The organism is Thermodesulfobacteriota bacterium (assembly GCA_026415035.1).
Lineage (GTDB): Bacteria > Desulfobacterota > BSN033 > BSN033 > UBA1163 > RBG-16-49-23.
In genome coordinates this window covers 16,871-38,343 of record JAOAHX010000024.1, presented here as the reverse complement: position 1 = coordinate 38,343, position 21,473 = coordinate 16,871, and the positions used below count along the sequence as shown (strand labels likewise).

The window sequence follows — 21,473 nt, the reverse complement described above, 5'->3', positions numbered from 1 at the left end:
AAACGATCCCGCCGAGACGAAAGCGTGCTATCCTGATAGGCGACTGTGCCGGGGATGGAGAAGGTGAGTTCCTTGCCGAAATGGAGCTTTCTAAGGCGAAACGCCTCGGTTTGGAGGTCAGACAGGGGGAGTGGGATCAAGTCTTCAATCACGGAGAGTTCCTGCCAAGATCGAATACCCATCGTCTCCTATGAATTTTTGAGGATGGGAGATCAGGTGGGATCACGTCATAGGTGTTCGGGTTTCGCCTCCATCTTCCAATTGTTTCCTGATTTCCTCGATATCCTTCGGTTCCGGTAAGAACGGGAAGTTCCGGATGGGACCGGAGGGCCGTTCGTTGCCGTAAGGCCGGTTGCAGGCTACCTTCCCATCCCTTCCCGGACAACCCGAGGTCATGAAGGGTTCGCCCCGCTGGATCAAGGGGTCGATGTCCATGCCGAAGTCGACGATCTTACCGGCCTCGTCGAACCCCATCTGATCGATCGATCCCAACCCCTCGTTGATGATCCAACGGGCAAGCTGGATCCTCCGGTATTGATCAAGGGGAGGAGAGGGATGGCCTTCCATGGGGCTTCCCTTTTCCGGAAAGAAGGAGAAGAGATGGGTAAAAGCGCCCATATCCTGTCCTCTCTGAATGGCCTGAACCATCTCAAGCTCTGTCTCGCCAAGGCCCACGATGAGGTGGATGCCGACGTGGAACGTTCCGAAGACAGTCACTCCTTCCTGCACAACCTTCCAGTAATGATCCCACCGATGGGGGCCATGGACTCCTTTCCCTCTCAGCTGATCGAAGAGCTCGGGGGTCGCTGCATCGATGGCGATTCCGATCCGGTCGGCACCCGCTTCTTTCATCCTCTTCAAGGGTTCGGTGCCATGGATGAGAGTGGGCGTGACGAGGACGCTGATGAAGAGGTCGGTCTCCCTTTTGAACCTTTCGATGACATGGAGGGTATCCTCGTAGGCTTTGGGATGGGTGATCATGGAGATGCAGACCCGGTGGATCTGTTCTCTGCCCTTTGACCTCTCGATGATTTCTTCGAGGGGGTAAAGAGGCCAGTCGACGCGGATGAAGGTCTTCCCCCTCGGGCCTTCCTGTCTCGATCTCGAAAGCCCGCAGAAGTGGCATCTTCCCAGGCAGCCCTCCTCGTAATGGAGGAGGAGGTTCAGTCCCTTCAGCTTCGCATTCCGATGGAAGAGCCCCTGCTGGAAGCCCAGGGTGAGGGAGGCGGCCAAGCTGGTCTGGATATACTCAGGACTCGTTCGGGTGGCCATGACGTCTTTTTCTCCTCTCTTCATAATATTCTCTGAAACCGACCCAGGTCTTCCGGATCAAGTTTTTAAAGCCGATTTCCTTGTTATTCCAGTTCTCTTCGAGGAGCCTCCTCTTCCTAAAACCATAATGGAGGGAGGCTCCGAAGGCTTCGTTCCATTCGACCTCGTAATTTTTTAATATCCCTAGGTTCCCGCTTAGGATCGCCTCTGCCGCGATCCTTCCCGCCATGGATCCGCCCATGACGGCGTTGAGAATTCCCGCGCCCGTGATGGGATGGGCATGGCCGGCTGCATCGCCCACAAAGAGGATGTTCCCGACGACGGTCTCCTTTCGGGGCTCGCAGGGGATGGACCCGCCTGTCTTTGAGACGATCTCGACCCTTGGCAAATTTCCGGAATGTTTTAAGCCATGAAGAAATTGGTCGAGCAATTCCGGAAGCAAAGAGGTTTTTGAAGGGACGACACCGACGCCCGCGTTGGCCCTCTTCCCCTTCGGGAAGAACCAGGCATACCCTCCCTCATAATCGGGATGAAAATGGATCTCCGTGAAAGATTGCGGCCTATGGAGGACGACCTCGTACTGGAGGGCCCTCAACTCCTTTAAAGGAGGTTGGTTTGCGGAGCGGGCAACGGTGGATGAAAGGCCATCGGCGGCGATGATCACCCTGGCCCGGACCCATTCTTCCTTCGTCCCCCGGCGCAGAAGGACGCCTTCGGAGGAGGCGTGAAGGGCCTTCGTTCCGATGGCGATCTCTGCCCCCGATAGGACGGCTGAAATGGCAAGGTCATTGTCGAAAAGATGACGGTCCAACATATATCCCGGGCTTTTCATCCAAAGGGGCGGTTGATCCGGGAGATGGACGGCCATCGCCTCCACCGGTTGGACGATGGCTCTGGGGTCAAAGGGGGCATAGCTCGAAATCCACTGGGAGACAAGCTCGCCGCACTGCACAGGAAGGCCCACCCGCTTTCTCTGATCGATGAGAAGGACCTTCACCCCTCTTTGGGCGGCGGCCCGGGCCGCGCTCGCACCCGCCGGTCCGGCCCCTACGACGACGAGGTCATAGGATTCACCCATGGGCGAACTCCAGGACCTTTTTGAGAAGAGGGAGGTTGAGAGAGGTCTGGTTCTCGAACGTCCCTAAATGGGCCTCCTTCTCCCGGTTCAGATCGTAACAGGTGCTCCTCTCCACATCGACGAGGATGCCGGGAAGCCCGATCCTCTCGAAGTCCGGTCGATGTTTCCCGTAGAAAGGCTCACAGCAGGAGCCGATGAAGCTGGTCGCCCCCGATCGTTTGAGCTGACGAAGGGTGGCCTCGAGGTCCTCGTAATTCTGGATCGTGATCGGATCCATGTGGAAAGACCTTGCCAGTTCCACGGCCATGCCGATCGAGCACCCCCCGCATCCATCGCAGCCTCTCTGGTACCGAAAGGGGCAGCCTACTTCCTTGGCGCAATAAGGGAGGAGGAGGACTTCCGGCCGTCTCACCTCTTTGAAGGGCTTTAAAACGGGAAAGAGATGATGGGTCTCGCTCTCGTCGAACCCGAAAGGGAGAAGCTCCTTCTTCTGGAGGGCCTCTTCAATCGCCTGGATGAGATGTTCTTCCTTCACACCCGGGATTTGGGGTTTCACGGTGGAGAAAAAGTCCCTCACGATCCGTTCGATCCCGGAGGGAGTGGCCTTCGAATTCTTCAGGAGGCTTTCGAGATCGAAGATGGCCCTTTTGGGATAGGCGAAGAAGTCTCCCGTGATCAGGATCTGGTTGATCACCTGGGTCCTCGTATCGATCGCCATGGAGACCCGGATCAACCCCCCGGGGGCTTTGAGGACCGAAGCGAGGGTCTTTCTCCGCGGCAGGGCCTCCCTCACCTTAAAGACGTGGGCGGGAGAAGAGTAATAGGGGAGTCTCTCTTTTAAGAGCCTCTCCTCGTGGGAGGTCAAGGGCTCCGGTTCGAACCGGACTCCAAACCTTTCCTGAAAGCCTTTGATCAGGGAATCTTTGATGTTGGAGAGGGAAGGGACGCGACCCAACTCCCATTTGAGGCAGGTGACCCTCTCCTTGACCGATTGGATCTCTTTATCCTGCAGTTTCTCGGTCGGAATCCTCAAGGCCCTCAGCATCTCGTCGACGTCGAAATCGACGAGGATCGTCCCTTGGAACAAAATGGCTCCGGAGAGTTCGGTCCCCCCTGTGCCCGAAATCTTTCTTCCGCCCACCTCCACGTCGTTTCGGGGTCGGAAGGACGCTTTGAGGCCTAGCCGCCTCAACCCATGGGCCGAGGCCTCGCCCATTATCCGATATAGGTCTTCGATTCTCGATGGAATTCGGGGGTCCGTTTTGGAGATGTAGATCTCCCACCCCAGTTCTGCCACTCCCCAATAGAGGGCGCCGCCACCGGTGAGCCTCCGGTTGATCTCGATGCCCTTCCGCTGGCAGTAATCGAGGCGGACTTCTTCCTCAACGGATTGATGGTGGCCGACCAGGACCGAAGGATTTGAGAATTGGAGAAAGCGGAGGGTAGGAGGGATCTTCTCATGGGCTTTTAATTCGAGAAGCACCTCATCGAGGGCCATGTTTTCGGCGGCGGAGCGGGCCCCGGTGTCGAGAAGCCTCCACGTTTCCATGAAAATTTTTATAAACTATTTTGTAGCGGCCTTCAATGTGACCTGTCCGGGAACTAAGGGAGGGGGTGGACGGCTTCGATTCTGACGCCCTCCTGTTCCAATAGGGTCTCCAAGGCCTCCCTCTGCTCAAGAGGGCAGCGAAGGCAGACCCCGCAATCGGAGCTGAGGTGGCGGGGGACCGGGATGAGTTTGACGGAGAATCCGTTCTCCCGGGCCTTCTTTTCGGCGCGAATCGCATGGTGGGTGGATGGGAAGAGGATGACGGCGTAAATCATGGGGATCTTTTTCTGGCGAGGCGATCGATCGCCTCGACGGCTATTCGGATTTCTTCGGTCGTGTTGAAGTACCCGAGGCTGAATCGAACGGTACCCTCCGGGAAGGTCCCGATCGTTTTATGGGCGGAGGGCGAACAGTGAAGGCCAGGACGGCAAAGGATTGCCCCATCCTCCTCCAGACGAGAGGCGACCTCCGAGGGGGATAAATCCCCGAGATTGAAGGAGAGGGTGGCCATCTTTCCGGCTGGATTTTGAGGGCCATAGAGCGATAGGCCGGGGATGTCGCGAAGCCCTTCCATCAAGATCGCCATCAGACGATGTTCATGTCCCCGGATGGATTCCACCCCCTTGCTCAACACGAACCGGACCCCGGCAAGAAGACCCGCAATGCCTACCGTGTTGGGCGTTCCGCTTTCATACCGATCGGGCAAAAAGTCAGGTTGTTCTTCAAATTCTGACCGACTTCCCGTCCCTCCCTGCTTCAAGGGCCTCAGTTCCTCGATCGTGACGTTTTCTCCGATGACCAGCCCTCCTGTCCCTTGCGGGCCGTAGAGGCTTTTATGGCCGGTAAAGGCGAGGAGGTCAATCCCGTTGTCGTCCAGATCGATGGGATAGGCCCCGGCGGTTTGAGCGGCATCGACCATAAATAGGATCCCATGAGCTCTTGCGATCTTTCCGATCTCTCGGACCGGAAGCAGGGTTCCCGTGACATTGGAGGCATGGTTGAGGACGATCATCTTCGTCCGGGGTCGAATCCTCCTTTCGACCTCTTGGGGATCTAATTCGCCTTGGGGAGAACAGGGGACGACGCTCAATAAGACCCCTCTCTTCTCTAACGCTCTGAGAGGTCTCATCACAGAATTGTGTTCCATGCTGCTGGTGAGGACATGGTCTCCCGGTAGGAGAAGACCCTTCAGGGCGAGGTTGATGGATTCGGTCGCATTGAGGGTAAATATGATCCGGGAAGGGTCTCCGATATTGAAGAGCTTCGAGAGGGCCTCTCGGGCTTCGTAAAGGATTCTTGCGGCCTCGATCGAAAGCCGGTGGCCGGAACGGCCCGGGTTGGCTCCGATCTTATCCATGAATCGGATCATCGCCTCCCTAACTTCAGGAGGTTTGGGCCAGGAAGTGGCCGCGTTATCGAAATAGATCGCCTTCACAACCTTGGTCCCGATTTTTCTCTGCGCGGCTCAGGGCCTGATCAGCCGGTCTGCCTCAAATAAAGTCCTTGCGATGTCGTACATATTGGACACGACCCCCACCTTGAGCTTCTCCTTCAGGCCGTAATAATCGAGGCAGGTCCCGCAGGAGAGGAGGCTGACCCCTTTTTGAGAAAGATTCTTAAGGTCCTCTAAAACCTCCGATCCCTCGGTCGTCAAGCGAACCCCTGAATTGATGAAGATGATCGCCGAAGGGACGGGATCCATCTCAGCCAGGACGTGGAAAAAAGACCGGATGAGGGTCGAGCCCAAGGTTTCATCGCCCACTCCGAGGAGATTGGAATTCATATAGATGACCACTTTTTCAGCCTTCGAAGGAGAGGAAGGGCTTCCACCCCCCTTTTTATCTATGGTGATATAAAAATCATTCCCCTTCTGTTCTATGCTTACGCTCGCCCCTTGGCTTTTGGCAAACCGTTCCACGTTGTCCCGAGCGGCAAGATCATCGACGACGACCCTCAAAGGGCCCTCTTCGATCTCCTCCAAGGCCTTTTTGGTGGTGAGAACGGGTTGAGGGCATGCCAACCCGCGGCAATCGATCTCCTTCATCCCATACCTCCTTTGAATTACAGGATCAATACCTTCGGGGAGGATGCGGGGACGACTTCTCCAACCCGGGAGACCGGATCGATCCCTTTCCTTTTCAACTCCTCCTGTAAGGCATCGGCATCTCTGGAAGAGACGGAGATCAAAAGCCCTCCGGAGGTTTGGGGATCAAAAAGAATCTCCTCCTCTTCCCCCTTTAAGGGCCTCTTCCTTTCAAAGAACCCCTCCGAGAGTTTTCGGTTGGCCCTGTTGCTTCCGGTCGTTTCTCCCTTGCGATACATTTCCAGGGCGTATGGGTAAACGGGGATCCGGTCGTAGTCAAGTTGGATTTGGACCCCGCTTCCCCTCGCCATCTCCAGCGAGTGTCCCACGATCCCAAACCCGGTGATATCGGTACAGGCGTGGGTCTCAAATCGTAAGGCCGTTTCTATGGCCTCTCGATTCAAGGAGGCCACCTTCGGTAATATTGCTTCCAGATCCTTCCAGGGAAGTTTCCTGGAACGACAGGCATTGAAGAGGACCCCTGTGCCGATGGGCTTGGTCAGAACCAGTACATCTCCTGGCTTCGCTCCCGCATTGGTCAGAATCCGTTTTGGATGGACCACTCCGGTGACCGCAAGTCCGTATTTGGGTTCGTTATCGTCCACCGAATGTCCGCCCGCAATCGAGGCCCCCGCTTCTGAAACCTTATCGGCCCCTCCCCGCAGGATTTCTCTTAGGATACCCATTTCCAGTTTATGGGAGGGGAACATGACCAAATTCAGGGCGGTCAACGGTTTCCCGCCCATCGCATAAATATCCGAAAGGGAATTGGCCGCAGCGATCTGGCCAAACCAGTAAGGGTCGTCCACCGGAGGAGTTATAAAATCAACGGTGCTGACCAGGGCTATCTCGTCCGTGACACGGTACACCGCCGCATCATCACTGGTTTCAAACCCCACCAGGAGGTTCGGATCCTGCGATCGCTTCAGAGATTTTAATGCGTCCGACAGATCCGTCGGACCAATCTTTGCCGCTCACCCGCAGGTCCGGGAGAGCCCGGTTAAGGTTTTCTTCTTGAAGAAATTCATCCGAATTTACCACCTTTCTCCCCCTTTTTATTTTAAGACAAAAAAACGCTAATCCGACAGATCCGTCCCTTTTTTATCTAACCTTTACTTTCCTATTTCCTTGAAAGGGTGATACGGTATCCCATCCCTTCCGGTTCGATGCCCTTCACATTCCAACCCTGAGCGGTAGCCGCCCGGGAGACATTCTCTTTGGAGGTGTCCGTATCCACGAGGATGACGATCTCTCCCTTATCGACCTTTTTCATCTCGTTCAAGGCCAAAAGGACTGGTTGGGGGCATGATAACCCTCTGGCATCGACCATGGTACTCATTTTTATCCCTCCTTAAGCCAACTCTTTTCTCATGGTGAGGCCGATAAAGAGACAGGCGAGAAGCCCGATGATTACTGCCTGGACTCCATAAGGGCCGACGCCCTCGGGAGAGCTTGCCAGGCCGAAATTATGGGCAAAGGCGGCTCCCACGATCATCCCTAAAACAAAAACTGCCGCATCTCCATCGCCTTCTCCGGCGAGGAAGAGCTGCCGGCCGGGGCATCCCCCGGCCAGACAGAAGGCCAATCCCGCTAAGACCATTCCCCCGAAGTTCCAAAGGCTCATCATATGGGCAACGGGTTGTTTTTCAAATCCGGGTTTAAACTGGCCCAAAATCAGATTGACGAAGAAGGCCACCACGACGAGGGCAATGAAACCTGAAAGGAGGTGAGTCTGTTTAAAAAGGATGAAATCCCGGATGGCCCCCATGGTGCAGAAACGGCTTCTCTGCGCCAGAAACCCGATTAAAAGGCCGGCCCCCAAGGAGACGATTAATGGGGCATGCAGGGAGCCTGGTCCCTTAAGGCTGTAAAATAACACCCCGCTTTTTTCCTGACCCTCCACCCGGGGAAAGATCAACATCAAAACGAGAAAGCCAAGCATGATCAAGGGCAACAACCATCCGACCGAAGTGTGGGTTTTTTGAGAACGTCCCAGGTTGTAGCCCCCTTTGAGGAAAAAGGTCCCAATCCATATGCCTCCGATCAGTCCGAGCAGGCCAAAGATGGCATTTCCGTCCCCCCCGGCCAAACGAAGGGCAGCGCGCCATGGACAGCCCAAGAAGACCAGAGCGCCAATCATGGCGAAGGCGCCGAGGACGAAACGCACGATGGGAGCAGAGCCGGCTCGGGCCCGGAATTCTTTGAAGACGTAAGCTGCGATGAGGGACCCCAACACAAAACCGATGATTTCAGGTCGCATATATTGAACCAAGGCCGCCCGATGAAGCCCCAGGGCTCCTGCAATATCCCTGTCGAAGCAGGCCACACAGACCCCCATGTTGCCAGGGTTGCCCCATCTCTGTAAAAGGGGAGCGAGGATCCCGATCAAGGCGCCCACCGAGATGATCCCCCAACGGGTGCCAAAAAACTGGACTGTTCTTTCCATGTTTTCCCTCCTATCTTTATGTGAAAACCCGAATGAGGTAAAATTACCTTTAATGGAAAATTCCTATAAGTCAAATCGGATTTTTCAATAAAATGGCCTGCTCTTATTAAAAATTTCAATGGAATTAGGAGATGCGGATTGAAAACTGGGCCCTTTCCTTTTAAAATGGCAATACCTTTTAAAAAGGAGGGGCTATGGGCGATCCCATTTCGGTTGCGGAAAAGGCCAAAGGCTATTTCGATCAAGGGTTTAACTGAGCCGAGTCGGTCTCCTTGAGTGTCAAGGATCTGGTTGGATATGAAGAGTCTTTCCTCCCGAGAATCGCCACCGGATTCGGTGGCGGAATTGGCCGGAAGGGTTCACTTTGCGGTGCCTTTACCGCCTCGATCATGGCCATCGGAATGAAGATGGGCCGGACAGACCCCAAAGATCGAGAAACCCTGCTGAAGGTTTATGAGAGATGTCAGGAGTTTTGGGAACAGTTTGAGAAGGAGTTCGGGAGCAGAAATTGTTATGACCTCATCGGCTTTCATCTCGATGACCCCGAGGAGAACAAGAAATGGTTGACTTCTGGGGGGAGGGAGAAATGCATGGCCATCGTCGAGAAGGCCGCGGGAATGCTCTGCGAATATTTAGAGAAGATGGAAGAAAAAAGGTGACCCATGGACAGGATCTTCAGCGGGATTCAGCCCTCGGGTGAGATTCACATTGGCAATTATGTCGGAGCAATAAGGAACTGGGTCAGGCTAATCGACCAGTATGAGTGCATCTATTGTGTGGTCGATTATCATGCCATCACCATCGAATATGAGGTCACCCAGATGCAGAAGAGGATCCTCGAAACCGCCACCATTCTGGTGGCGTGTGGATTGACCCCGGAGAAATGCACCGTCTTCGTTCAATCGCATGTGCCCGAACATACGGAGCTGGCCTGGATCTTCAACTGCGTGACCCCTGTGGGAGAGCTGGAGAGGATGACCCAGTTCAAGGAGAAGGCGAAACAGCATCGACAGAACATCAACATGGGGCTCTTGGACTATCCTGTGCTTCAAGCCGCTGACATCCTCCTCTACAAGGCGAGCTATGTGCCGGTGGGGGAGGATCAGACCCAGCACGTGGAGCTCTCCCGGGAGATCGCCCGGAAGTTCAACAGCCGTTTCGGGGAGACCTTCCCGGAGCCGAAGGTCCTCCTTTCTACCGCTCCCCGGATCATGGGAACCGACGGACAGGCCAAGATGTCCAAATCGATGAACAACACCATCGGACTTCTCGAACCTCCAGAGGCCATCTGGGAGAAGCTGAGAACAGCAGCCACCTGTCCTCACCGAGAACGGAGGAGGGATCCCGGACATCCGGAACATTGCAATATCTTTACGATGCACACCGCCTTTTCTCGAGAAGATCAGATCGCCTACGTCGATCAGGGATGTCGGACGGCAGGGATTGGGTGTATCGAGTGTAAGGAGATCCTTTGGAGGAACATGATCGAAGAACTAAAACCCATCCAGGCTCGTGTGCGAGAGATGAACGACAAGCCCGAATACATCCCCAAAATCCTCAAAACAGGGGCGGAACGTTGCAAAGCGCTCGCCGAAACGGTCATGGACGAGGTTCGGGCCAAGATAGGGGTTAAAGCGCATTGGTTGAGATGACCGCCATTCCACGATAGGTCCCAAGCCGCTTCACCTTAAGGGGTTTTTATCCCGAGCTACTTGAAGAAGTCTCCCCGTTAGGTCCCTTCGCCGGGTCGTAAAGAGGATGGTATTATTTTGAGGGGAGCGGCAGAGTGGGAGAGCGTTTTTGTGGGGAAAAGAGTTTTTAACGTGTTTCAAGGGGCAAGGAAGACCTGGTCCCCGAAGCGCTCTGCAAGGGCCCTATTAAGGTCTTCGGCCGTCTTTTGATCCAGACATTCCACCATCAACTCCCCGGCCTCTCCCACCACCAGGCGACCAAAATTTTTTACCACCTCAGCCACCTCCGCGGGTTCGACCGTCCACCATCCCCGCGTTCGTAAGAGCAACTCTTCTCCTTTTAGTCTCTGGGGGGTGACCAGATCGATCCGCCGGAACCACGCCTCCCATCCCACCTGTGCCGGAGCCCGCTGGACCGGAGCGACGGGATCGTGGTAGATGCGGCATCGGCCAAAAAGGCGAAGGCGGATCACCTCAGGGCCTCCTTGAGAAATTTTCTCATTTCCTCCTCTTTTGCATCGCCGTGATCCGGAACCGCAAACCCTTCCCTTTTTAGACTATGCTTCAGGCATGAGAGGTAAAGGAGGACCGTTTGCTCCTCGCCCGAGACGATCCCTCTTTGCAGGGCGAGGGGCCAGAGCATCTCAAAAAGATCCCTTGCCTCGGTTCGAACCTTCCGTAGCCTTGGGTGGAGGGGGGCGATGGAGAGCGAGTCCAATAATTGGCTCTGAGCTTTTTCTAAACGTGAAAACATCCGACGCATCGTCTGCACGGTCGGATCGTTCCCCCATTCATCGGGGAAATCCCGTCCTTTTCCCATCGGCCACTCCCCCTCCCCTCTTTGACCGGAACAAGGGAAAATCCAAATTTCATTTCGGTTCTACCGGGAAGCCGGATTTGATCCAGGACTTCCAACCGCCCTTCAATGCGAAGACCTTCCTGTAGCCCAAGGCAATTAGTTCCTGTGCCAAACTGGCACTGGTCCCCTCGTTGGGTCAGGTTCAGTAGAGCACGAGGGTTTGATGAGGAGAGTATTTGTTGGCCCAGGATTTCAGGTCCTCGGGATCTTCCCTGACCGCCCCTTTAATCTTGGAGTCGCTTTGGGTCCATTCCTTGCCATAACGGACATCGATGACGATTACATCGGGTTGCCCCAAGAGGTTCCTCAACTGCTCCTTGGTCATTCGAGGGGCCTCCTCAGAGAAGGCCGTTAAGACCCATCCCCAATGGAAGACCATCCCCAACAAAGGCATGAGTTTTCGCATGTCGATCCACCCCTTTCTCCCCCTGTTTTTAATATAATTTTCTGTGCCCAAAATTACAATTCCCGTTCGGGAAAATCTTCATGTCAACCTGACGGATGTCTGATATCTATGACCCTCGTCGGGGGGAGGAATTTCTCTTTTGATCCCCCCTCCCCAAAGAGGGGAACCCGGGGGATCGACCCGATGACGAATGAGTATGGGGCCTTCCATGTCGTTACTCTCCCTTGTTGGGACGAAGAGAAATATGCTATGAAGGACAGTAATGGAGGGATAAACTCGAGGAAGTCAAACAGGGGGTATCCGAAGCAAAGGAGGTGGAGGGAGCATGATCACCAGCCCTGCTCTGAGGGTCAAACAGTTTGGCCTGGAATTTTTTCAAACCACCTTCTCCGCAAAGGACGTTGAGAGATTGGTCCGATTTGAGGTTTTGCACTATCCAGAGGCAGACTCGAGGACAGAGAAGAAAAGGAAGACGAAGGTTCATGCGATCAACTGGGAGATGCTCGAAAAGCGGATCGGGAAGAGCGAGGGGGCCTTTCAAAGGCCTGTCATTCGGAAGAAGATTCAGGAGCTGGTCCAGTACTATTCCAACTGCAGGGAAGCCCAGAACCTGCCAGCCATCCCTGGGGCGGTGATCATGATCTCCGAAAGGCGCCTCGAATTCTCACCGTTCGGGAAAAACCCTGACATGGGGATGCTTCAAATCCCTGAGGAACCGGGTATTCTCCGGTGTCTGGATGGTCAGCACCGGTTACTGGCCTTAAGCGCCCGGGAGATGAAGGAGGAGGACCTGGACGTACCCGCGGTGGTCTTCGACTCTCTCGGCCCCCAACAGATCGTGGAACTCTTCGTGACGATCAACGCCAAACATACTCGGCTGAACCCCTCTCATCTCATCTCCCTGACCGGACGCAGACTCTATGCCCAACCCTACGAGGCCTTGGCCCATGACATCATCCGAGCTCTCAACGAGGAGGAGACCTCCCCCCTTCGAGGGGAGATCAAGGTCCTTGGCGTGGGGAAGGGGAAAGTGACCCAGGCCTCCCTTGCGGGCGAGATGAGGGACCTCTTCAATAACCTCGAGAAAATCGGTGGCCCGGGCAAGTTCAAGGAGTTTGAACAGAATGGAAGGCGCTTCTTCCTCAACTATTTCAAGGCGATTCAATCCACCTTCCCCAATGCCTGGTCTGGGAAAAAGTATAGCATCAAAACGGGGGCAGCCCTTAGGGCCTTTATCCGGGTCACCCCAGATGTGATGGCCAGATCGAAGGCATTGAAGAACGACGCCTTCGATTTTTACGGCATCCGGGAGGCCATACGGCCCTGGGCCCATTGGGTCGGGGAGGGGCGATTCGAAACCGAAGGGGATTGGCGAAAAAAATTGGGAGGCGGGACGAGAGGGACCGTTGAACTTCTGAGCAGGGAACTGAGGGAGACGCTCCAAAGGGGATAAGGGAGGAATGGCGAGGTGAAGCGTTATCTCATCATCGGAAATGGTGTGGCCGGCGCGAGGGCGGCCGTCCGAATCAGAGAGAAAGACCCGAGCGGTCAAATCCACATCTTCACGGAGGAGGCCTATCCCTTCTATTATCGCGTCCGCTTTCCTGATCTGATTGCGGGAGAGGTTACCCCAAAGGAACTGACCATCCATACCCCGGAATTTTACCGGGCCCGGGGGATCGATCTCCATCTTGAAGAGCCCGTGATCGAGGTTTCACCGGATCGGAAAGAGGCCCTTACACGGTCAGGGAAGATTTACGCCTACGATCTACTTTTGATGGCCACCGGAGGGATCCCTTTTGTGCCGCCCATCCCCGGAAGAGAGAAGAGGGGGGTATTTACCCTTCGAACGATGAGAGACGCCCTTGAGATGAAGGCCTTTTCCGAGAAGGTCCGGCAAGCGATCTTGATCGGCGGAGGGTTGGTGGGCCTGGAGACGGGAGGGGCCTTGTTGAGACGGGGGATCAAGGTGTCGGTCATTGAACATAATCCGAGAATTCTCCCCAGGCAGATGGATCCCGAAGGGGCACAGATCCTCCAAACGAAGATGGAGCGCATGGGATTCACCTTCTTCCTCAACGGTCAATGTGAGGAGGTCGTGGGAGGGGAACGGGTCGAGGGGGTCCGGCTCAAAGACGGGAGGTGGGTAGAAGGAGAAATGGTGATCATCTCCGCGGGGGTGAGACCCAACGTTGCTCTGCCGAGGCAGGTCGGGGTTGAGGTCAAAAACGGGGTCCTCGTCAACGATCGGCTAGAGACGAGCCTTCCCCAAATCTATGCTGCGGGAGATGTGGTGGAGCATCGAGGCCGGGTCTATGGCATCTGGCCAGCGGCGCAGAAACAGGGCGAGGTCGCCGGAGTGAATATGGCAGGAGGAGACGAGACCTATCAGGGGACGGTGGTCTCCAATACCTTGAAGGTGGTGGGTATCGATCTCACCTCCATGGGTGAAATCGATGCCGAAGGAGAGCTCGAATGTTTGGTGAGAAGCGACCGCGAAAACTGTCAGTACTGCAAGGTGACCTTTAAAGAGGATAAGATCGTGGGCTGTATTTTGCTCGGGGAGACGAAGAACAGGGCAGAGCTGCTCCATGCGATAGAAAGAGAGATCAATGTGAGGGAGCTCAAAGAGGCCCTGATGAAGGAAGGGTTTGACATAAAAAGATAGGAATAAAAAATCCATCGCCTTTTGGTTTTCTCCATGACGATGGATTCGAAGGAGGGTGGAGGTTTTTGAGGAGGAAAGAGTGATTCTCTCTTTCGCCGATAAGATAACACGGAGAGATTAAAATAAGATTAAAAAAGGGTTAGAAATTTTTAATCTTCAAAGAGAGACAGCTTCAGGCCGGTTCCTCAAAGGGGGTGCCCATGGCAGAAGGGGAAAAGAGATTGAGCGAGGAGGAATTTGTCATCGAGGCCATCAAAAAATTGAGGAAAGAGCCCTTTCGTGGAATTCATAGCGTCTATAGCGGGTTTAATGAGGCCTTCCGAAGATATTTCGGGACAAACCCCATTGAGGCGACCAACCGACTCGCTGCGGAAGGCAAGATCGAAACGAGACCCTTCAAGGGTGGAATGATGCTCTTCCTTCCGGGGGAAGCACCCAAAAGGCCTTTGACGGAGGAAGTCATTCAACAGATCCTCGAGGGGGCAGACCACGAACTTTCGGAGGAAGAGTTCGTCTTAGAGGGGATCAAGAGATTGAGGAGGGCCCCCTATAAGGGAATCCACAGTGTTTTCAGCGGGTTCAACGATGCCTTCCGAAAACATTTCAATCAAGACCCCGTTGAATTTACGAGCAAAATGGCCTCGGAGGGAAAGATCGAAATCGTTCCGGTAAAAAGCGGGAAAGGGGTGATGCTCTATCTGCCAGGTGAAAGTCCAAGAGGGCGGAAGACTGACGAGGCCTTGAGGAAGATACTGGGTTGAAAGGTCATCCCCCTAAATTCAGGCCCCACCTCCTTGACCTGTCTTAAGCAAATCCTTGAAAGCCCGTTCATAGGCTGCATGAGTTTTGGAGTCGAACAGGACGAAGCGGACCAGTTTGATCTCAGGATGGTCTTTTAAATAGTCGACGACGGTCTTCAAAGCCACTCGAGAGGCTTCTTCGAGGGGGTAGCCAAAAGCGCCGGTGCTGATCGATGGGAAGGCCACCGAAGAGATCTGATGCTGAGAACAGAGCTCGAGGCAGCTCCGGTAGGCGCTGGAAAGAAGGCGCGCATCTTCCGGCGATCCTGAATAAACCGGGCCGACCGCATGAAGGACGTATTTGGCCTTTAAATTTCCACCCCTGGTGATCACGGCCGATCCCGTTGGACAGCCCTTGTACTTTGCCCTCAATTCTTCCATGATCGAAGGGCCGCCCGCCCGGTGAATGGCCCCGTCCACCCCACCCCCTCCGGCAAGCCTGGAATTGGCAGCATTTCCGATCGCTTCGGTATCCTGCTGGGTGATGTCTCCCTGAAGGATCTCCACGGTCGATTGGTACACCTTTTCTCTCATCGTTTTTTCCCCACAAGGTTTTGGTGTCAGAGGGTTTCGTAAAAGGATTTTTTTAGAAATTTAAAGGACTTCCAAAATTTATCGAAGATTTCGAAGGCCGATAGGTCATAGGTTCCGTCTATGGGTCGCCATTGGGTGATGTAGAATCCAACGATCCGTTCTCCCCGCTTCCCGAAGACGACCTTGGCCCTGACCTTCTCCTTTTTGACTGGGTCTTTGCCTTCCACGGTCACCTCCAGTCCCTCTCCGCCCAAGACCTGGACCTTCTTCTTTTCTAAGATCTGGAACTGGAGGATGGCGTTGAAGAGAAATCGTTTGAAAAACTCCCTCTCCCGTTCTTCGAACTTGGTTGAACAGCCAAAAGGCTCCTCATCGTAAGCGAAGGAGGTCATGGAGGGGAAAGGGCCAGGGTCGGGTCTCATAAATCCAAAGTTGATGTCATTTTCTCCCACCTCCACCCGAAGCAACTTCCAGTCCGGAGGGGGAGGAACGAATTCGAATTCTTCTTCCCAGACCACAGTGCCCTGAGGAGTCAGGCGGTAGGGAACGGCCTTTTTCTCCCCCTCAAAAGAAGCGCACCCCCAAAAGAGAAACCCCACGAATAAGAGGGCTATGGATCTAAATCTGCGTCTCATTGCAATTTCCTCCCGAAGGGCACTTTATTGACCCTCTTGGTTCAGTTTTTTGAGGAAGAGAAGGATGTCCTTAAATTCTGGCGACCCATCCCTTACATAACGAATCATCCCCTTCTTATCGACGATGATGGTCCGCCTGCTGAAAATGGGTTTCCCATCGGGTTGGGCGCCGACGCTCACTCCGAGAAAGGAGGTCACATTGGATAGGAGGGGGAAGGTGAGATCGAGGCTGTTGGCAAAATATTTTAAAGTGATCACATCATCCCGACTGACACCCGCGACCCGGGCGTTGAAGCGCTCATAGAGGTAGAGATTCCTCTGATGGCCCTCCATCTCGCCCGTTCAGATGGGGGTGAATGCGGCCGGGAAAAAGGTGAGGATGAGGTGGTATTTTCCGTAATACTCGTCCGCATAGCTGATGAGCCGATCCTGAGACGAGGGGAGGGTAAAATTGAGGATCTCCCGTCCGATGAGTTCCAATTTCTTCGATTGAGCAAGCCCCAATGAAGGTGCTAAAAGGCCTAAAAAGATCCAGGCCAGAAGCAGAATGCCCCATTTCGGTTTCTTCCTTTCCATAAGCGCCCCCTTTCTTTTTAAATTTTATGATAATTTGTTTTTGGGATATTTGCAATTTGTAACCTATTGAAAAAAAATTTGGATCAATGTTAAATTAAGACGTGGGGGATTTGTGAGATGATCGCGTACGATCTGGTCTGTTCAAATGGCCATCTCTTTGAATGTTGGTTTAAGGATAGCGCCTCCTTTGAGGAGCAGCAAGCCGCAGGCATCATCAATTGCCCCATCTGCGATGACACGCAGGTGGTCAGGGCCTTCTCGCCCTTTATGATCAAAAAGGGCAGCGGCGAGAGAAAGAGAGGGGAGGAAGTGTTCCAACAGGCCCTGCAGGTCCTCAACGAGTATCTGGAAAGGCATTTCGAGGACGTGGGCCCCCGCTTTGCCGAAGAGGCGCTTAAAATTCATCATGGCGAGGCCGAGCAACGAAATATCCGTGGCACAGCGACCACGGAAGAAGAGGTAATCCTGAAAGAAGAAGGGGTCCAATTCTTCAAAGTTCCGGTCATCAAACGCCTCTTAAATTAGCCCTTACGGTTTTAGGGAAACCTTCACCTCCTGGAATTTTTCCTCCCTGAAGATAAGGAATCGAACCGTTCCCCCTGATTTTAAGGCATCGAGGATTTCCTCAAATTCTTGGGGTGTGCCGACCTCTCTCTGTTCAATTTTGACGATGATATCTCCTGCCAAAAGGCCGGAGGGATAGGAAGGGCTGTCGGGCGTCACCTCCGAGACCAAAACCCCCTTCTTTCCTTTAAAGTTAAAGTGGGTGGCGAGGGAGGGGGTGAGCTCCTGGACCCGGATCCCATGGCGTTCTGCATACCCTTCTGGTTTAGGCAGATCCAGCCCCTGTTGCTCCAGTATCTTTTTGGAGACGAAAATGGGGGCTTTCGCCTTCAGGGCGAGAATGATGGCGTCGCTCGGCCGGGCGTCGACCTCTATGAGTCCTTTATTGAGGGTTAGGAAGAGCGAGGCATAATAGGTCTGTTCTTTGAGGTCGATAATCTTGACTTCCTTCACCTTCACATTGGTCTGTTTCAGGATCGAATGAAGGAGGTCATGGGTCATAGGCCTTTGGGAGGAGATCTGTTTGAGTTCTTTGTCGATGGCGTTGGCCTCGGGCAGGCCGATCCAGATCGGTAGGGCCTTCCTCCCCTCTTTATCTGAGAGGATGACCACGGGGGTCTGACTCACGGGGTCGATCCGGACGGCCTTCACCTCCATCTCGACAAAGGGCGGTGTTTTTTCGCGGCTCAAGGCCAGAATTCCAAAAGAGACGGCGAGGAGAATCGCCAAAAAAATTTTCCCATAGGCTTTCATGAGGTTCTCCTTTTATGATCAAGGGACCTTTTCCTTAGGATCGCCAAAAGGCCGATGATGATCTTCTGCCCATCCCTTTTCGTGACGGGCTCGGGTTGCTTGATGATCCGATTGCAGAAGGCCTTGAAGTGCTCCCTATCCCAATTGAGGGCTTCGAGAAGATAGTCGATGAAATCCTTTTGGCTCGGGGTGATCGAATCCAACCCCAAGGGGCTCTCTTTGGGGATGAACCGGCCTTTGGGAATGGGATGGGAGGGATGAGGAAGGAGACCTCTGAACCCCATGGCTTGAAAACGCTCCATCACTTTTTTAAATCCCTCCCGGTCAAGCTGGGTCGCACTGTCCACCCCGGCGACGCTTTTCAGGATGCGGCGATAGGACTCCTCGTTAAGATGAAGTTCTTCCTTTGCGAGATGGATCAGGGCTTTCTTCTTTCGGCCGATGGACACTTTAATTTTATTATAACCCAGTTTTTCTTCAAAAGGAAAAGCGGTAAGGAGATTGACAGTCCTTGAGGTTCACCTTATATTGGTATTATTCCGATACCGGAGGAGCGCTTTTTGAAAATCGGGGTCCTTTCAGACACTCATTTGAGAGAGCCGACGAAAGAATTTAGAAGGGTCGTCGAACAGACTTTTAGAGACGCAGACAGGATTTTTCATCTCGGGGATTTCGTGGATTGGACCATCGCCGAATATCTTTCGAATTTGAAGGAGCTGGTCGCCGTTTGTGGCAATATGGATCCCTTCCCGATCCAACAGGCCTTCCCGCAAAAGAGGGTTGTGGAAATAGGAGGGTTTCGGATCGGTTTGATCCATGGCGGAGGGGCCCCTTTTGGGATCGAAAAGAGAATTCGGAAAGAATTTGAATCCGTAGAGGCCATCGTTTATGGCCACACCCATACCCCAGCCAATCACAACGACGGGGGGGTCCTTTTCTTCAACCCAGGCTCGCCCACCCGTTCCTTCTGGCATAAGGCGACCATAGGCATCCTCCATATCACCGACAAGATCGAGGGGGAAATTGTGTCCCTCCCTTGAGGGACCCCGGAGGGCTGTTAAGACGCGGGGCCATTCAAGGGGCCTTTTGACCCTTTCTGGGTGGCGCCTCGGGCTAACCCTTCAGGGCCCTGAGGACCGCATCGTAATCGGGCTCGTGCGTGACCTCCTTGACAATCTGAATATATTGGACCCTCCCTTGGGGATCGACGACGAAGACGCTCCGTGCCAGGAGTCTCAGCTCTTTGATCAGGACACCATAGGCGGTCCCGAAGGAAGCCTCTCGATGGTCGGATAGAAGGTGAACTCGATCCACCCCGGCCGCAGCACACCATCTTTTCTGGGCGAAGGGAAGGTCCATGCTAATGGTCAGGATCGCGACATCCGGGCCCAGGCGGCTCGCCTCCTCGTTAAATTTTCTCGTTTCGAGATCGCAGACCGGGGTGTCGATGGACGGGACCGAGCAGAGGACACACCGCTTTCCCTTGAAAGAGGAGAACTGGACAGGGGCCAGATCAGGGTTTAATACCGTGAAGTCCGGAGCTTGATCTCCCACGTTGATCTCATTCCCCAAAAGCGTTAGGGGGTTACCCATGAGGGTCACCAATCCGGGTCGTTCTTTCATAAGGCCTCCTCGACGGTGGTTTGGAATCGGTAGAGGGTGTTATTTTTTAGATCCGGATCGGAGATGGGGTTTGCCCTTCCCCGACCGGATCCGAAAGGCCTCTTAGTCGATCCTCTTAAACATCTCTCCTTTGGCCCCGCAAACCGGGCAGGTGGCCGGGGCTGTTTTCTCCGAGGTATATCCGCAGACGGAGCAGACATAATAGGGATAACTCTCCTGGGATTTCCCTAAGTTGTCAAGCATGTTTTGATAGAGCTGGGCATGGATTTTTTCCACCTCGTTGGCATAGTGAAAGGTTCTTTGGGCCTCTTTATGACCCTCGGCTTTGGAGGTTTCGATCATTTCGGGATACATCTTTTTAAACTCGTGGGTCTCCCCGTTGATCGCCTCCTGAAGATTCTCCTTGGTGCTTTTGATCCCCCCCAAAACCCGGAGATGGTTGTGGGCGTGGATCGTTTCGGCTTCGGCGGCTGCCCTGAAAAGTCGAGCCGCCTGTGGAAACCCCTCCTGGTCGGCTTTTGCTGCAAAGGCCAGATATTTCCGGTTTGCCTGAGATTCCCCTGCAAAGGCCTCTTTCAAACACTGTTCGGTCTTCGACATATCCTTCTCCTCCTTTTTTCAGATTTGTTTTTTCCCTTTGCATGTTGAGCAGATCCCATAAAACTCGATATGGGCGCCGATCCATTCAAAACGATCTGTTTCGAGTTCCGGGAAGTCGAGAGGGATCTCGCCTTTGACGTCGAGGATCCTCTGACATTTGATGCAGATGGCATGAGGGTGTGGTTGAGGATTCGGGTCGAATCTCTTTTTATAGGGATCGAAATGGAGTTCCCCCAGCTGGCCATGTTTGGTTAGGGCCGATAACGTATTATATACGGTCGCCAAGGAGATCGTCGGAAATTTTTTTGAAACGGCTTTATAAACCATCTCGGCCGATGGATGTTCTTTGTTCCCTTCCAAAAACGCCAGGATGGCCATCCGTTGGGGGGTGGCTTTTAGTCGATTCGTTTTTCCCTTCATTGCAATGATTTTTTTTAGAATTATTATCATATAAAAATTATTTTTGTCAAGTCTCTTGGGATGCCAAAGGAATCTTTCCCCTCCGCGGAAGTTATGATATAATGGATATAAATATTGAAGGAATGGAGCTTGAGATATGAATACGATCTTTTTGGGACTCATCGCCTTGGCTTTGGTCGCAGCAGCCCTTTTCTTTATCCTGATCGTCGTCGAGCTGAAAGGCACGGCCAAGGAATTGAGAGAATTGATTCGGACGACGGAGCGGTCGGTCAAGCCAACCCTGATCGAACTTCAGGAAACGTTGCGGAGCGTCCGGGATTTTACGGATAATATCAATGAGGTGGCGGAGGACGTGAGACGTTTCTCTGCTTCCTTGAGGGAGGTGGGTGAGCATCTGAGGGTCATCGGGGACCAAGTGAAAGAGGTAAGCGAGGTCGTGAGCACCGTCGGAAGATTGACGAAGGCGGAGGTCTTCGGAATGAGGGCGGGTTTCACCCAGGGGGTCCGCACCCTCTTGGGAAACCTAATGAAAAAGAGAAATGCCGCGGAAAAGACTGTCTAATTTGCCACAGGCACAAGAAAGGAGGTTGTCGATGAAACACGAAGAAGGTGGATATGGGGCTGGGCCTTTGATCTTTTCGTTCTTTTTAGGTGGCCTGATCGGGGCGGGAGTGGCGTTATTGTTGGCTCCCAAATCGGGCAGGGAGACGAGAGAGAAGATAAAAGGATTGGCGGTCGATGCCAAAAGCAAGGCCGAGGAGGTCATTGATCAGGTTAAGAGCAAAGTGACCTCCGTTCTGGAGAAGGGAAAGGAGGTCATCGAAGAGAAGAAATCGATGCTGAGCACCGCTATCGAAGCAGGAAAAGAGGCCTACGAAAAAGAGAAAGAGAAACTGGCCAAAAGCCAATAGGATGG

31 protein-coding genes are annotated in these 21,473 nt (G+C 53.7%); 9 read left to right on the top strand and 22 right to left on the bottom strand.

Going from position 1 to position 21,473, the window contains the following annotated elements; translation table 11 throughout:
• From N3G78_12610 to yedE, 10 genes are all read right to left on the bottom strand, one after another.
• On the bottom strand, positions 1-182 hold a 182-nt coding region (locus N3G78_12610), incomplete at its 3' end, for a hypothetical protein (protein ID MCX8118753.1).
• A 40-nt stretch (positions 183-222) separates the two neighbouring features.
• Positions 223-1,272, bottom strand: a complete 1,050-nt coding sequence (locus tag N3G78_12605; GenBank protein ID MCX8118752.1) for a radical SAM protein — start codon at positions 1,270-1,272, stop codon at positions 223-225.
• The gene (locus N3G78_12600) at positions 1,250-2,350 is read right to left on the bottom strand and encodes an NAD(P)/FAD-dependent oxidoreductase (GenBank protein ID MCX8118751.1); all 1,101 of its coding nucleotides are present in this window, start codon (positions 2,348-2,350) and stop codon (positions 1,250-1,252) included. Before N3G78_12600 ends, N3G78_12605 begins: the two co-directional genes overlap by 23 nt.
• The gene (locus N3G78_12595; protein MCX8118750.1) at positions 2,343-3,899 is read right to left on the bottom strand and encodes a DUF116 domain-containing protein; all 1,557 of its coding nucleotides are present in this window, start codon (positions 3,897-3,899) and stop codon (positions 2,343-2,345) included. The genes N3G78_12600 and N3G78_12595 overlap by 8 nt, the downstream gene beginning before the upstream one ends.
• 53 nt (positions 3,900-3,952) lie before the next feature.
• The gene (locus tag N3G78_12590) at positions 3,953-4,174 is read right to left on the bottom strand and encodes a DUF3343 domain-containing protein (protein ID MCX8118749.1); all 222 of its coding nucleotides are present in this window, start codon (positions 4,172-4,174) and stop codon (positions 3,953-3,955) included.
• Positions 4,171-5,334: an aminotransferase class V-fold PLP-dependent enzyme gene (locus tag N3G78_12585; GenBank protein ID MCX8118748.1), complete on the bottom strand. Its 1,164-nt coding sequence runs from the start codon at positions 5,332-5,334 to the stop codon at positions 4,171-4,173. The genes N3G78_12590 and N3G78_12585 overlap by 4 nt, the downstream gene beginning before the upstream one ends.
• A gap of 30 nt (positions 5,335-5,364) precedes the next feature.
• The gene (gene yedF, locus N3G78_12580; protein ID MCX8118747.1) at positions 5,365-5,943 is read right to left on the bottom strand and encodes a sulfurtransferase-like selenium metabolism protein YedF; all 579 of its coding nucleotides are present in this window, start codon (positions 5,941-5,943) and stop codon (positions 5,365-5,367) included.
• Positions 5,944-5,960: 17 nt separating this feature from the next.
• Positions 5,961-7,010, bottom strand: coding sequence for a selenide, water dikinase SelD (gene selD / locus N3G78_12575; GenBank protein ID MCX8118746.1), 1,050 nt, complete (start codon positions 7,008-7,010; stop codon positions 5,961-5,963).
• A gap of 92 nt (positions 7,011-7,102) precedes the next feature.
• Positions 7,103-7,321 carry a sulfurtransferase TusA family protein gene (locus N3G78_12570; GenBank protein ID MCX8118745.1) on the bottom strand — a complete coding sequence of 73 codons (219 nt, stop codon included), beginning with the start codon at positions 7,319-7,321 and terminating at the stop codon, positions 7,103-7,105.
• A gap of 12 nt (positions 7,322-7,333) precedes the next feature.
• Entirely contained in the window at positions 7,334-8,428 is a 1,095-nt protein-coding gene (yedE, locus tag N3G78_12565) for a YedE family putative selenium transporter (GenBank protein MCX8118744.1), read from the bottom strand.
• Between the two features lie 272 nt (positions 8,429-8,700).
• On the opposite strand from yedE, the gene N3G78_12560 reads away from it, so the two are divergent.
• Positions 8,701-9,087, top strand: coding sequence for a C-GCAxxG-C-C family protein (locus tag N3G78_12560; GenBank protein ID MCX8118743.1), 387 nt, complete (start codon positions 8,701-8,703; stop codon positions 9,085-9,087).
• Between the two features lie 3 nt (positions 9,088-9,090).
• A complete protein-coding gene (gene trpS, locus N3G78_12555) occupies positions 9,091-10,080 on the top strand; it encodes a tryptophan--tRNA ligase (GenBank protein ID MCX8118742.1) in 990 nt (329 codons plus the stop codon).
• 176 nt (positions 10,081-10,256) lie between these two features.
• Here the strand turns inward: trpS and N3G78_12550 are convergent, their stop codons facing one another.
• From N3G78_12550 to N3G78_12540, 3 genes are all read right to left on the bottom strand, one after another.
• Positions 10,257-10,592: a hypothetical protein gene (locus N3G78_12550; protein ID MCX8118741.1), complete on the bottom strand. Its 336-nt coding sequence runs from the start codon at positions 10,590-10,592 to the stop codon at positions 10,257-10,259.
• Positions 10,589-10,939 carry a hypothetical protein gene (locus N3G78_12545; protein ID MCX8118740.1) on the bottom strand — a complete coding sequence of 117 codons (351 nt, stop codon included), beginning with the start codon at positions 10,937-10,939 and terminating at the stop codon, positions 10,589-10,591. The genes N3G78_12550 and N3G78_12545 overlap by 4 nt, the downstream gene beginning before the upstream one ends.
• Before the next feature lie 181 nt (positions 10,940-11,120).
• Positions 11,121-11,384 carry a hypothetical protein gene (locus tag N3G78_12540; GenBank protein MCX8118739.1) on the bottom strand — a complete coding sequence of 88 codons (264 nt, stop codon included), beginning with the start codon at positions 11,382-11,384 and terminating at the stop codon, positions 11,121-11,123.
• 325 nt (positions 11,385-11,709) lie between these two features.
• Between N3G78_12540 and N3G78_12535 the strand changes: the two genes are divergently transcribed.
• From N3G78_12535 to N3G78_12525, 3 genes are all read left to right on the top strand, one after another.
• Positions 11,710-12,837 (top strand): DGQHR domain-containing protein, encoded by a 1,128-nt coding sequence (locus N3G78_12535; protein MCX8118738.1) that lies wholly within the window; start codon positions 11,710-11,712, stop codon positions 12,835-12,837.
• 15 nt (positions 12,838-12,852) lie between these two features.
• Positions 12,853-14,052: an FAD-dependent oxidoreductase gene (locus tag N3G78_12530; GenBank protein MCX8118737.1), complete on the top strand. Its 1,200-nt coding sequence runs from the start codon at positions 12,853-12,855 to the stop codon at positions 14,050-14,052.
• Between the two features lie 200 nt (positions 14,053-14,252).
• On the top strand, positions 14,253-14,813 hold the full coding sequence (locus tag N3G78_12525; GenBank protein MCX8118736.1) for a hypothetical protein: 561 nt from the start codon (positions 14,253-14,255) through the stop codon (positions 14,811-14,813).
• 18 nt (positions 14,814-14,831) lie between these two features.
• Here the strand turns inward: N3G78_12525 and N3G78_12520 are convergent, their stop codons facing one another.
• The 4 genes from N3G78_12520 to N3G78_12505 are packed head-to-tail and all read right to left on the bottom strand — an operon-like array spanning position 14,832 to position 16,597.
• Positions 14,832-15,386 (bottom strand): O-acetyl-ADP-ribose deacetylase, encoded by a 555-nt coding sequence (locus N3G78_12520; protein ID MCX8118735.1) that lies wholly within the window; start codon positions 15,384-15,386, stop codon positions 14,832-14,834.
• 26 nt (positions 15,387-15,412) lie between these two features.
• Complete coding sequence (locus N3G78_12515; protein MCX8118734.1) at positions 15,413-16,021, bottom strand: hypothetical protein; 609 nt, start codon at positions 16,019-16,021, stop codon at positions 15,413-15,415.
• A gap of 24 nt (positions 16,022-16,045) precedes the next feature.
• Complete coding sequence (locus tag N3G78_12510; GenBank protein ID MCX8118733.1) at positions 16,046-16,354, bottom strand: redoxin domain-containing protein; 309 nt, start codon at positions 16,352-16,354, stop codon at positions 16,046-16,048.
• 9 nt (positions 16,355-16,363) lie between these two features.
• A complete protein-coding gene (locus N3G78_12505; protein MCX8118732.1) occupies positions 16,364-16,597 on the bottom strand; it encodes a hypothetical protein in 234 nt (77 codons plus the stop codon).
• A gap of 117 nt (positions 16,598-16,714) precedes the next feature.
• Between N3G78_12505 and N3G78_12500 the strand changes: the two genes are divergently transcribed.
• A complete protein-coding gene (locus N3G78_12500; protein ID MCX8118731.1) occupies positions 16,715-17,122 on the top strand; it encodes a DUF1178 family protein in 408 nt (135 codons plus the stop codon).
• Positions 17,123-17,125: 3 nt separating this feature from the next.
• On the opposite strand, the gene N3G78_12495 is transcribed toward N3G78_12500, so the two are convergent.
• Together N3G78_12495 and N3G78_12490 are read right to left on the bottom strand one after the other, a co-directional pair.
• A complete protein-coding gene (locus N3G78_12495; GenBank protein ID MCX8118730.1) occupies positions 17,126-17,914 on the bottom strand; it encodes a DUF151 domain-containing protein in 789 nt (262 codons plus the stop codon).
• The gene (locus tag N3G78_12490; protein MCX8118729.1) at positions 17,911-18,363 is read right to left on the bottom strand and encodes a regulatory protein GemA; all 453 of its coding nucleotides are present in this window, start codon (positions 18,361-18,363) and stop codon (positions 17,911-17,913) included. The genes N3G78_12495 and N3G78_12490 overlap by 4 nt, the downstream gene beginning before the upstream one ends.
• A gap of 111 nt (positions 18,364-18,474) precedes the next feature.
• On the opposite strand from N3G78_12490, the gene N3G78_12485 reads away from it, so the two are divergent.
• Complete coding sequence (locus N3G78_12485; GenBank protein ID MCX8118728.1) at positions 18,475-18,954, top strand: metallophosphatase family protein; 480 nt, start codon at positions 18,475-18,477, stop codon at positions 18,952-18,954.
• Positions 18,955-19,027: 73 nt separating this feature from the next.
• Here N3G78_12485 and tpx read toward each other — a convergent pair whose 3' ends face one another.
• From tpx to N3G78_12470, 3 genes are all read right to left on the bottom strand, one after another.
• Positions 19,028-19,537 (bottom strand): thiol peroxidase, encoded by a 510-nt coding sequence (gene tpx / locus N3G78_12480; protein MCX8118727.1) that lies wholly within the window; start codon positions 19,535-19,537, stop codon positions 19,028-19,030.
• Positions 19,538-19,639: 102 nt separating this feature from the next.
• Positions 19,640-20,137: a rubrerythrin family protein gene (locus N3G78_12475; protein ID MCX8118726.1), complete on the bottom strand. Its 498-nt coding sequence runs from the start codon at positions 20,135-20,137 to the stop codon at positions 19,640-19,642.
• A gap of 18 nt (positions 20,138-20,155) precedes the next feature.
• A complete protein-coding gene (locus N3G78_12470) occupies positions 20,156-20,557 on the bottom strand; it encodes a transcriptional repressor (GenBank protein ID MCX8118725.1) in 402 nt (133 codons plus the stop codon).
• A 136-nt stretch (positions 20,558-20,693) separates the two neighbouring features.
• Between N3G78_12470 and N3G78_12465 the strand changes: the two genes are divergently transcribed.
• On the top strand, positions 20,694-21,119 hold the full coding sequence (locus tag N3G78_12465) for a DUF948 domain-containing protein (protein ID MCX8118724.1): 426 nt from the start codon (positions 20,694-20,696) through the stop codon (positions 21,117-21,119).
• 31 nt (positions 21,120-21,150) lie between these two features.
• Positions 21,151-21,468: a YtxH domain-containing protein gene (locus N3G78_12460; GenBank protein MCX8118723.1), complete on the top strand. Its 318-nt coding sequence runs from the start codon at positions 21,151-21,153 to the stop codon at positions 21,466-21,468.
• Positions 21,469-21,473 lie beyond the last annotated feature (5 nt).

What these genes read in the sequence shown, in the direction of transcription:
- N3G78_12510 (MCX8118733.1), bottom strand. Translation starts at nt 16,354, where the DNA reads ATGGAGGGCCATCAGAGGAATCTCTACCTCTATGAGCGCTTCAACGCC.
- N3G78_12515 (MCX8118734.1), bottom strand. Translation starts at nt 16,021, where the DNA reads ATGAGACGCAGATTTAGATCCATAGCCCTCTTATTCGTGGGGTTTCTC.
- N3G78_12535 (MCX8118738.1), top strand. Translation starts at nt 11,710, where the DNA reads ATGATCACCAGCCCTGCTCTGAGGGTCAAACAGTTTGGCCTGGAATTT.
- N3G78_12470 (MCX8118725.1), bottom strand. Translation starts at nt 20,557, where the DNA reads ATGAAGGGAAAAACGAATCGACTAAAAGCCACCCCCCAACGGATGGCC.
- N3G78_12475 (MCX8118726.1), bottom strand. Translation starts at nt 20,137, where the DNA reads ATGTCGAAGACCGAACAGTGTTTGAAAGAGGCCTTTGCAGGGGAATCT.
- N3G78_12495 (MCX8118730.1), bottom strand. Translation starts at nt 17,914, where the DNA reads ATGAAAGCCTATGGGAAAATTTTTTTGGCGATTCTCCTCGCCGTCTCT.
- N3G78_12465 (MCX8118724.1), top strand. Translation starts at nt 20,694, where the DNA reads ATGAATACGATCTTTTTGGGACTCATCGCCTTGGCTTTGGTCGCAGCA.
- N3G78_12500 (MCX8118731.1), top strand. Translation starts at nt 16,715, where the DNA reads ATGATCGCGTACGATCTGGTCTGTTCAAATGGCCATCTCTTTGAATGT.
- N3G78_12570 (MCX8118745.1), bottom strand. Translation starts at nt 7,321, where the DNA reads ATGAGTACCATGGTCGATGCCAGAGGGTTATCATGCCCCCAACCAGTC.
- yedE (MCX8118744.1), bottom strand. Translation starts at nt 8,428, where the DNA reads ATGGAAAGAACAGTCCAGTTTTTTGGCACCCGTTGGGGGATCATCTCG.
- N3G78_12525 (MCX8118736.1), top strand. Translation starts at nt 14,253, where the DNA reads ATGGCAGAAGGGGAAAAGAGATTGAGCGAGGAGGAATTTGTCATCGAG.
- N3G78_12540 (MCX8118739.1), bottom strand. Translation starts at nt 11,384, where the DNA reads ATGCGAAAACTCATGCCTTTGTTGGGGATGGTCTTCCATTGGGGATGG.
- N3G78_12605 (MCX8118752.1), bottom strand. Translation starts at nt 1,272, where the DNA reads ATGGCCACCCGAACGAGTCCTGAGTATATCCAGACCAGCTTGGCCGCC.
- tpx (MCX8118727.1), bottom strand. Translation starts at nt 19,537, where the DNA reads ATGAAAGAACGACCCGGATTGGTGACCCTCATGGGTAACCCCCTAACG.
- N3G78_12520 (MCX8118735.1), bottom strand. Translation starts at nt 15,386, where the DNA reads ATGAGAGAAAAGGTGTACCAATCGACCGTGGAGATCCTTCAGGGAGAC.
- N3G78_12600 (MCX8118751.1), bottom strand. Translation starts at nt 2,350, where the DNA reads ATGGGTGAATCCTATGACCTCGTCGTCGTAGGGGCCGGACCGGCGGGT.
- N3G78_12460 (MCX8118723.1), top strand. Translation starts at nt 21,151, where the DNA reads ATGAAACACGAAGAAGGTGGATATGGGGCTGGGCCTTTGATCTTTTCG.
- N3G78_12545 (MCX8118740.1), bottom strand. Translation starts at nt 10,939, where the DNA reads ATGGGAAAAGGACGGGATTTCCCCGATGAATGGGGGAACGATCCGACC.
- trpS (MCX8118742.1), top strand. Translation starts at nt 9,091, where the DNA reads ATGGACAGGATCTTCAGCGGGATTCAGCCCTCGGGTGAGATTCACATT.
- yedF (MCX8118747.1), bottom strand. Translation starts at nt 5,943, where the DNA reads ATGAAGGAGATCGATTGCCGCGGGTTGGCATGCCCTCAACCCGTTCTC.
- N3G78_12505 (MCX8118732.1), bottom strand. Translation starts at nt 16,597, where the DNA reads ATGGAAAGGAAGAAACCGAAATGGGGCATTCTGCTTCTGGCCTGGATC.
- N3G78_12590 (MCX8118749.1), bottom strand. Translation starts at nt 4,174, where the DNA reads ATGATTTACGCCGTCATCCTCTTCCCATCCACCCACCATGCGATTCGC.
- N3G78_12595 (MCX8118750.1), bottom strand. Translation starts at nt 3,899, where the DNA reads ATGGAAACGTGGAGGCTTCTCGACACCGGGGCCCGCTCCGCCGCCGAA.